This is a genomic window from Streptomyces sp. NPDC091271 (assembly GCF_044757505.1).
GTDB lineage: Bacteria > Actinomycetota > Actinomycetes > Streptomycetales > Streptomycetaceae > Streptomyces.
The window spans coordinates 1,008,274-1,017,786 of sequence record NZ_JBIVVD010000002.1 but is presented as its reverse complement, the minus strand read 5'-3'; the positions used below and the strand labels follow the sequence as shown (position 1 = coordinate 1,017,786).

General features: G+C 72.6%; 2 protein-coding genes and 1 pseudogene. 1 reads left to right on the top strand and 2 read right to left on the bottom strand.

Annotated features, from left to right (window positions below):
- Positions 1-105 precede the first annotated feature (105 nt).
- Positions 106-3,825, bottom strand: a complete 3,720-nt coding sequence (locus ACIQM3_RS11640; protein ID WP_401622239.1) for a S8 family serine peptidase — start codon at positions 3,823-3,825, stop codon at positions 106-108.
- Positions 3,826-4,199: 374 nt separating this feature from the next.
- Here ACIQM3_RS11640 and ACIQM3_RS11635 point away from each other — a divergent pair.
- Positions 4,200-5,258, top strand: a pseudogene (locus tag ACIQM3_RS11635) (AAA family ATPase); the annotation flags it as partial.
- Positions 5,259-5,744: 486 nt separating this feature from the next.
- Here the strand turns inward: ACIQM3_RS11635 and ACIQM3_RS11630 are convergent.
- Complete coding sequence (locus ACIQM3_RS11630) at positions 5,745-9,503, bottom strand: S8 family peptidase (protein WP_401622236.1); 3,759 nt, start codon at positions 9,501-9,503, stop codon at positions 5,745-5,747.
- Between the last annotated feature and the right edge of the window lie 10 nt (positions 9,504-9,513).

Genomic DNA, 9,513 nt, shown 5'->3' with positions numbered 1-9,513 from the left:
CCGCACCCCGTCCGGCGCCCCGTCGCCCCCACCCCCGCGGCGCCCGGGGGGGGGCCCCCCCGGGGGGGGGGGCCCCCCCCCGGCCCGGTGGGCGTACGCGGTGGGTCAGTTCACGACCCGGGCCGCGTTCAGGACCGTCTGGTCGAGGGTGCTGCCCGCCGCGTTCGTGGCCCGGACACGCAGCGACATGGTCTTGGCGTTGCGTGGGGGCTTGATGCCGACGGTCGACGTGCGGTCGGTGACCTGGCTCCTCAGGGTGGTCCAGGTGGTGCCGCCGTCGTACGAGACATCGATCTTCGCGCCGGTGAGGCGGGAGTGGGTGCCCGGGTTGCGGAAGGTCACCTTCAGACGGTGGGTACGGGTCGCTTCCACGCTGCTGTCGAGTGCGACGCCGTCCAGGTCGTAGTCGGCGTTCAGGAGCGGCAAGGTCTCCCAGGCGACACCGGCGGGTTGTTCCGAGTCGAACGTCCAGGCGGTGCGGGCCTCGGTGCTGACACCCCACCAGGCTTCGGTGCGCTTCGCGTCGAGCTCGAAGCGGTACGAGGACTTCGCCGACGGAAGTCCGGTGATCCGTGCGTAGGCGACCGGTGAGGTGCCCAGGAGCTGTCCGTCGCGGTAGGCCCGGAACTCGTTGGTGTCACCGGGCCGCACCGACACGCCCTCCCAGGACCCGGCGGAGGCCGACGCCCACACGGGGATCTGGACGAGCATGCCCTCGTCGTTGCGCGAGGCGGGCATGCCGGTGGCGGGCGACGTGGCCGTGCTCGGTGTCGCGGCCCGCATCACCGGCTTGAACCACTCCTCGGTGACGGTCGTACCTGCCGTGTACGGCTTGAGCGGGGCGAGCATCGCGGGGCCGTTACCCAGCGGTACCGCGACCCGTTGCCACCGGGCGTCCTTCGCGTTGACGTAGACCCGCTGCGTGGTGCCGAAGGTGAGCGCGCCGAAGCCGCCGGAGCCACGTCCGGTGGTCTCGCTGTAGCCGAGCCAGCCCTCCTGGCTGCCCTTGAGGGCTGCCGGGTCGGCGGCGGGCGAGTAGTTCTTCAGCTTGATCCCGGCGAGTTCGGATGCCTTGGGCACGTACGTCTGGTCGGCGGCGATCCCGTCCGCCGTTCCGCGCACCAGCCCGTAGACGTACGCCGGGTGGCTCTCCACGGTCAGCTTGATCGTCACCGGTCGTTCGGCGAGTGCGGCGGCGACGCGGTCACCGCTGCTCTTGGGAACGCCGAAGACCGGAACGGCGGCCGGGAACGCGCCGACCTGCCGGTCGTCGACCTCGTTGACGACCATCACCGCGGCGGCCCCGGCCGCGACGAGCCGGGGCAGGACGGTGTAGATGTCCTCCCCGCCCTCCCGGAAGAGGGCGAGCTTTCCCTCGACGGGGTGCTCGGCCAGCTCGGCCGCCGAGCCGTGGCCGACGTCCACGGTGGCGTAGGACCGGGTGCCGTCGAAACGACCTGAGGAGAGGAAGGACTCGGCGGCCAGGTCCAGCGTGCCGGAGGGGAGCTTCGCCCTGGCGACGATGGGCGGGCTCTGGAGGATCCGATTGGTGGTGAGGCCGAAGGTGCCGTCCTGCGGCTTGGCGGCCGGGATGGCCCACTGGTGGCCGCCGGCCCGGCCCAGCACGATGGTGCTGGTGACGCCGAACTTCTGCTGGGTGGACTGCCTGCCGACGGAGAGGATCAGGTTGCGCAGTTCGCTGCGCTCGGGGGTCTTCGCCTTGATCGGTACGGCCTTCCGGCCGTCGGCGGTGACGCTCACGTCCTGGTCCTTGACGTCAATGTCGGGTATCCCGAAGGAGACGTACTCCTGGCCCTGCTGGAGGTGCCCCACGATGGCGTAGCGGCCCGGCTGGACCTGGGCGGAGGCGAGGCCGCCCGCTCCGATCCGGATCGGCGTCGGGGCCCGGTCGGAGCCCAGGTCGTACAAGGTGACCGAGGTGCCCGCCGCGGGCGCGGTGCCGTCCGGCATCACGCCCTTGAAGTTCAGTTTCACGGTGGGCTGCTGCCGGTTGAGTGCCACGGTGGCGTGCGCGCTCACCTCTCCACCGGTCGCGGTGACCGTGCCCGTGTAGGTGCCGTACGCCGTGGCCAGGTCAGGGGCGACGGTGACCGCCACCTCACTGCTGCCGCCCGCCGGCACCGTCACGCTGTCCGCGCCCAGGGTGAGCGCGCCGTCGGCGACCGCGCCGGTCGCGTCCAGCGTGAGCGCGCCGGTCAGGGCGAGGGTGACGGGCCGGTCCGCGGTGTTGTGGAAGGTGACCTTGCGGGTGACGGGCTCGGCCTTGTCGCGGGGGGCGACCGTACCGAAGGACGCGTTGGTCGCCCATACGGTCTGCTCCAGCGCGGCGGGCACGTCCGTACGGCCCGAGCCCTCCGCGAAGGCCCCGGCGCCGACCACGTCGGCGGCCGACATGAGGGCGCCCTTGATCTCGGCGGCCGTCCAGTCGGGGTGCGCCCCGGCGAGGATGGCGGCGGCGCCCGCGACGTGCGGGGTGGCCATCGAGGTACCGCTGGCCGCCGTGTAGTGGGCGTCGGCGGGGGTGCCCATGGCGGTGCCCGCGGCGCGGGCAGCGACGATGTTCACCCCGGGGGCGGCGATGTCGGGCTTCAGCGCGCTGTCCCGGAGGCGGGGCCCCCTGCTGGAGAACGACGCGATCTTGTCCTGCTTGTCGACGGCCGCGACGGTCAGCGCGGAGTCGGCCGATCCCGGTGAGCCGATGGTGGTGGGGCCGGGACCGGTGTTGCCCGCCGCGATGACGAAGAGCGCCCCGGTCTCGGCGGTCAGCTCGTTGACGGCCGTGCTGAGCGGGTCGGTGCCGTCGGTGGCCGCGTCGGCCCCCAGGCTCATGCTGATGACCTTGGCCCCGCTGTGCGCGGCCCACTCCATCCCGCCCAGGACGGACGAGTCGCTGCCCTGGCCGGCGTCGTTGAGGACCTTGCCGACCATGAGGTCCGCGCCCGGCGCCACCCCCTTGTTCCGCCCGCCCGACGCGGCCCCGGTACCGCCGACGGTGGACGCGACATGGGTGCCGTGGCCATGGTGGTCGACGGCGTCGGCCGTCTCGGTGAAGTTGCGGGCCTCGGAGACCCGTCCGACCAGGTCGGGGTGGGTCGAGTCGACACCCGTGTCGAGGACGGCGACCCTCACGCCCTTTCCGTCGAAGCCCTTCGCCCAGGCATCGGGTGCGCCGATCTGCGGGACGCTCTCGGCAAGGGTCGCCCTGACCCTGCCGTCGAGCCACACCTTCTCGACCCCGCCGGACAACCTCTTCGCGCTCGCGCCCTTGGCGGCGGAGCGCAGCTCCTTCCAGAACGCGCCGGTGCGCGGCGCTTCGACGACGGCGGCCGTCGCGTCGAGTGCTGCCACCTTCCGCACCGGCTCGGCACCGGCGGGGAGGGGTGCGGACGCCTTGGAACGGCGCACGATCAGGGGCAGGTCCGCGCCGTCGGCGTATCCCTGGGCGATCAGCCCGTCGATGTCGAAGAGCCGCGCGTCGAGGGTGCCCGCCTCGAGCAGGGGCCGTACCTCTTCGGGGATGACGGTGATGTCGGTGCCGTACTGCTGGATCTCCGCGACGCCGCCGGGGCTGTCGGCGTCCGGTGCGAACGTCACGATCCGCTGGTCGCCCGTGCCGGTGACCACCACGCTGTCACCGGTGATCAGGCGGACGGTGTGGGCCGCGACGGCCGACTTCGACGGGCTCGGCGACGTCAGCCGCGCCTCGCCCTCGGGGCCCGTCGCCGTCGCGGGTGCGGCGCCCGTGGCGGCGAGGAGCGCGGTCAGCGCCAGCGCCACGGAGCCCTGTGCTACAGGTCTGCGCATGAGTGGGGTAACTCCCTTCCGGAGGCCCGGGGTTCGAGCCAGCCGGAAGCCTGTACGGCACGCCGACTGCGAACAAGCAGTCCGGGCGGCGCATTTGCGACACGGTGCAAGGACCCGCACCAAGTGGCCCGGCGTCGTCCCGGCGGCGTCTGCGGGGTAATGGGCGGGTAACGGTCGCCGCCTAACGTGCCCCGCAATCTCCATCGACCCTGTGGGGGAATCCCGTGACATCAGCGCCGGCCGAACCGCTCGACATCCAACTGCTCGGTGGATTCCGCGTCCTCAGGAACGGGGTGGAGATCTCCGAGGACCGATGGCCGCGGTTCTGCGCCCGCAGGCTGCTGCGGACGCTCGCCCTGGCCGAGGGAGGGCGGATGCGCCGCGACCGGCTGGCCACGCTGCTCCGGCCGCACGCGGAGCCGGCCGCCGCCGCGGGCAGTCTGCGCGTCGCGTTGCACGCGGTGCGCCGGGTCCTGGAGCCGGACCTGGTCCCGCGCGCCGCCTCCAGCTACGTGTGGTCACGGCCCGGGGGCGAACTGCTTCTGGCTCCGGGGACGGTCCGGGTCGATCTGTGGGAACGACGGGAGGCGGCCCGGAACCGCTCTCTCTCGCCGGAGGCGCTGGAACGCTCGTTGACCGCCCTGGTCCCGGAGCTGCTACCCGGCGACGGGAGCGAGCCGCTCGTTGCGGAACGCCGTCGTGACCTGCGGGCCCTGCGCCGGGAGACGGCTCTCGCGCTCGCCGCCGACCAGGAGGCGGCCGCACACCCCGAACGGGCGGTCGGCCCGCTGCGGCAGATCCTGAGCGCCGACCCGACGGCCGGTGACGTCTGCCGGGTGCTCCTGGAGATCCTGCTGCGGCTGGGCCGCCACGGGGAGGCCGTGGATCACTACCATCTGCACCGGCAGGCGCAGGTCCGCACGTACGGCCTGGACCCGGACCCCTGCCTGCGAGAGCTGTTCGCGCGGGCGGTGGCCGGGCCGCGTCCGGCGGCTCCGCCGGGCGTCGAACGGGCACCGGGCCCGTTCATCGGCCGGCGGCGGGAGCTCGCCGCGCTGACGACGGTGCCGCGCCGCGCCGACCGCCCGGTCGTGACCCTCACCGGGGAGCCGGGGATCGGCCTGAGCCGGATGCTCGACGAGACCGCCCGGGGGCTGGGGGCACACGGGGTACGCATCCTGCGGGTGCGGGGCGTGGCCGAGGGCGTCGGCCCTCATGCGGCGACGCTCGCCGCGTTCGAGGAGCTGGTGCGGCAGCTGCCCGCCCGCACCAGAGCGGTGCTCGCGGACCGGCACCCCGAGGTGACGGGCCCTGAGGTGTCCCGGCGGGCGCCCACACCACGGTTGCTGTCGTCGCTGGCTGACCTGCTCACCGGGCTGGCGGGCCTGCACCCCGTGGCGGTCCTTGTGGACGACGCGGAGCGGCTGCCGTTGCCTGCCCGGACGTTCCTGGGGCAGCTGATTCGGCGGTGCGCCCGTCATCCGGTGCGGTTCGTGGTGGCGCACCGGTCTCGGGAGGTGATGGCGCCGCACCTGGGCGTTCCGGGTCAGGAGTTGGTGCTCGGGCGGTTGAGCGCGGTCCAGTGTGCCCGTCTGGTGGGGCCGCTCCGGGCTGTCGACGTCCACCACCTCTCGGGCGGGAACCCGTTGTTCGCGCTGTCCGTGGCGCGCGGGACGCTGCGCCGGGCCACGGTGACGGACCGCCTGCGTCATGAACCGCCCGCGGTGACGGAACTGCTCGATCTGCTGGCACGTACGACGGAACCCCTGACGCCCGCGCGACTGCGGGCGTCAGGGGTTCCGGGGTCCGCACTGGACCGGGCGATCCGGGCGGGCTGGGTGCGGCGCCTGCCCGGACCGGTGTACGAGCCGGCGCTGCCGGCCGTGCGGGCGGCGCTGTCGGAGGACCGGCCGGACGGGCTACTTCAGGGCGTAGGCCCGGGTGATGGTCTCGACGGTGCGTGCGTCCCGCCCGTCACTGACCTCCGTCCGCACGGAGACGAACCCGTTGGTGGCGTTCTTCGCCGGGTGCGCGACGGTGACACCGAAAGAGTTCGCGTCCCGGCGCTGGACGCGCGCGTCACTCCAGGTGGCGCCGTCGTCGTAGCTGACGGAGACCTTCGTCCCGGCCATGAGGGACGAACCGGTGAACCCCTTGGCGCGCCCCCCGCTGACGGTGAAGGTGAACTTCCGGCCCGCGGGCGCCTGGTTGAGGACGTCGAGCGGTATGTCGTAGTCGAGCACCACGACCGGCAGCGTCGCGCAGACCTTCGCGCCCGGCAGGACCGTTCCGCAGTCCTTGACGGTGTTGCGCGTGGGGGCGGCCGAGCGGACGTTCCACTCGGTGTTCACCTTGGTGCCCAGGGTGACCCCGGCGAAGGCGTAGGTGCGGCTGGTGTCCTGGACGAGCCGGTAGGCGGCCTGGCCGGGAACCATCAGGGTGCTGAGGTCGGTGACCTTCTGCCCGTCGCGATAGTACGTCCAGGTCGGCCAGCGGCCCGACGTCAGCCGGTGCCCGAGGGAACCGTCCCCGCCCTGGTTGTCGGTCAGTACGGTGCCGACGTCGGTCCGGCAGAACGCGCAGGGCAGTTCGGTCGCGGCCGAGGGGTGCATGGGCGCGTCGTACCAGGTCTCCGCGTAGTGGCGCCCGGCCTTGCGATAGCGGACGACGGCTCCTTCCATACGGGAGACGTAGGAGGTGGAGGGCGTGACCATCTGCTGGTAGCTCAGCCGGGGGTCGGCCAGGATGTGGTCGGTGCGGCTGCCGCCCTCACCGACGTACTGGGCCGTGTGGATGGAGGGGAGGCCGTACGGGCCCCAGATGTCCAGGGACTCGAAGCCGACGCGGCGGGCCTGGTCGGCTTGGAAGGTGTTGCGGACGCTGACGTAGTCGTCGTCCGAGGTGGTCTTCGCCAGGGAGACGGGCAGTCGGCCGTTGTCGTAGAACTGGGCCGCGTAGGTGTAGCCGGACTCGTACACGCCGGTCAGGGCGATGGAGACGGGCTTGCTCGCGGCGAGCTCGACGAGTTCGCGGCCGTCGTCGTAGTCGGTGGTGGAGACGGGGATCGAAAGGTTCGTGCCGACGAAGCTTGTGATGGGGCCTTCGGAGGCCGGTGCGGCGATCATCGCGACGGCTCCGGCTGTGACGGCCCGCCGGGCCTGCTCGGTGATGCCGACCATGTTCGTCGCGGTGATCAGGACGGCCTTGCCCTTGACGTCGAGACCGGCGAACTCGGCCTCGGTGCCGGCACCGGCGTCGACCAGGGTGAGCTTCCTCGTACCGTCGAAGCGGGCGGCGTTGCCCGGGGTGCGGACGGTGATGTCACGGCGCACCGGGCTGGTGACCGACAGCCGCTGGAGCGGCTCGCGCGCGGTGATGAACGTCGACAGGGTGAGCTCACCGGTGGTGGCGGCGGCGCTCGGGACGACACCGTACTTCTGGTCCGAGGAGGTCAGGACGTCGGTGATCCCGCGCTGCTGAGGCTCCGGCCCGTCGGGACTGGTGCGTTGCAGCAGAAGGGAGAAGTGCGAGCCCTCCAGGGGGCGCTTCTCGCCACGGACCGTCAGACCGACGTCGGTCGCTTTCGCCGCGTCGACGGTGAGCCCTTCCTGGTCCTCCTCGGTGATGTCGATCTCCGGCAGCGCGAAGAGATCCGTGGAGTGGGCGACGTTGCCGCGGCCCCCGGGTGCGGCCGAGGTGAGCGAGCCGATGATGGAGTACCTGCCGACGGGGAGCCGCCAGGTGTAGCTGTCCCGCGCCTTGAGGCGGTAGCCGGCCACGAAGTCGTTGTCGAGGCCCTGGACGGTGAGTTCGACCCCGGTGGGGGTGTTGCCGAAGCGGTCCTTGAAGCTGACCTTCACGGCGCGCTTGGGCGACTCCTTGATGAAGCCGACGGGGGCGTGGACCGTCCGGCCGTCCGTGGCGGTGGCGGTGAGGGAACCGGTGTAACGGCCGGCCGGCAGGACGTTCGGGTCGAGGGTCGCGGTGACCTCGGCGGTTCCTCCGGCGGGGACGGTGACCTGGTCGCCGCCGCTGAAGGTGAGCGCCCCGGCGGGCAGCGAGGTGCCGGAGGTGCTGAGCCTCAGGGTCGTGGCGGCGGCACCGTCATTGGTGAACGTCAGCGTGCGGGTCCGCTTGTCGAAGGCGGTGTCCTGCCACTTCAGCAGCCCGAAGTCGACGATACCGGCCAGGTCGAGATCGGAGCCGACGGTCGCGGCGACATCGACCCGGCCGTACCCCTGCTCGTACACACTCTGGTCGGCGGCGGGCTTCGCGTGCGAGGTGAGGGCGGCCTTGATGCGCGCGCCGGTCCACTCCGGGTGCTGCTGGGCGACGATCGCGGCGGCACCGGCCACGTGCGGGGTCGCCATCGAGGTGCCGTTCATGGCGATGTACCCGGCTTCGGCAGGGGTGCCGAGGGTGGTGCCCGCGGCGCGGGCGGCGACGATCCCGACGCCCGGCGCGGTGATCTCCGGCTTGATACCGGCGTCGACGATGCGCGGGCCACGGCTGGAGAACGGGGCGATCCTGTCGTCGCGGTCCACCGCGCCGACGGTCAGGGCGGACGCGGCGGTGGCCGGGGAAGCGACGGTGACCTCGTCGGGGCCGTCGTTGCCGGCCGCGATGACGAAGAGGGTGCCGGCGGAGGCGCTGAGTGAGTCGACGGCCTCGGTGAGAGCGTCCGTGCTGTTCGTGGCGGTGGCGCCCAGGCTCATGTTGACGACGTCGGCCCCCTGCGCGGCGGCCCACTCCATGCCGGTGAGAACGTCGGCGAAGTCACCGCCGCCCTTGTTGTTGAGGACCTTTCCGATGAGCAGTTCGGCGCCGGGTGCGACGCCCTTGTACCTGCCGCCCGAGGCCGCGCCCGTACCGGCGATGGTGGAGGCGACGTGGGTGCCGTGGCCGTAACCGTCGCCGATGTCCTCGCCGGTGACGAAGCTCTTGGTCAGGGCGACGCGGGGGGCGAGGTCGGCGTGGTTCAGGTCGACGCCGCTGTCGAGGACGGCGACCTTGGCCCCCTTGCCGTCGTAGCCGGCGGCCCAGGCCGCGGGGGCGCCGATCTGTGGGACGCTCCGGTCGAGGGCGGCCTCGACCTTTCCGTCGTACCAGATCCTGGTGATACCGGTGGACCGGGTGAGCGCCGACGCGAAGCCGGAGGCGTCGGCCTTGTCGATGTCGACGCCCGCCATGCCCAGTTCGGGCAGGACGGTGGTGGGCTCGCTGCCGGGGAGGGCGTCGGCGACGGTCTCGATGGTCTTCGCCGACGGCCTGCCCCGGTAGTCGACGATCGCGGGTATCTCGTCGGTGGCCGCGTCGCCGCGGCCGTCGGCGAGCAGCCGGGTGACGTTGAACAGCTCCTTGTCCAGGACACCTCGGTCCAGGAGACCCAGGGCGTCCTGCGGGTAGGCGTACAGATCGCCGTTGGCGCCGGTCGAGGTCTGGAAGGGGCCTCTGCCGTCGCTCAGGACGGTCAGGGACTGGGTGCCGTCCGCGTCCGTACGGACGGAGACGGTGTCGCCGGTGATGAGGGTGAGGGGCTTGCCCTCGGTGGCCGATGGAGTTCCGCTTCGTACGGTCCCGGAGGCAGGGGAGGGGACGGTGGGGGCGCCGGCTGCGGGCGACGGTGCCGCTTGTGCGCCGCTGCCGCCGATGGTGACGGCGGCCGTGAGGATGGCCACGGCTGCGAAT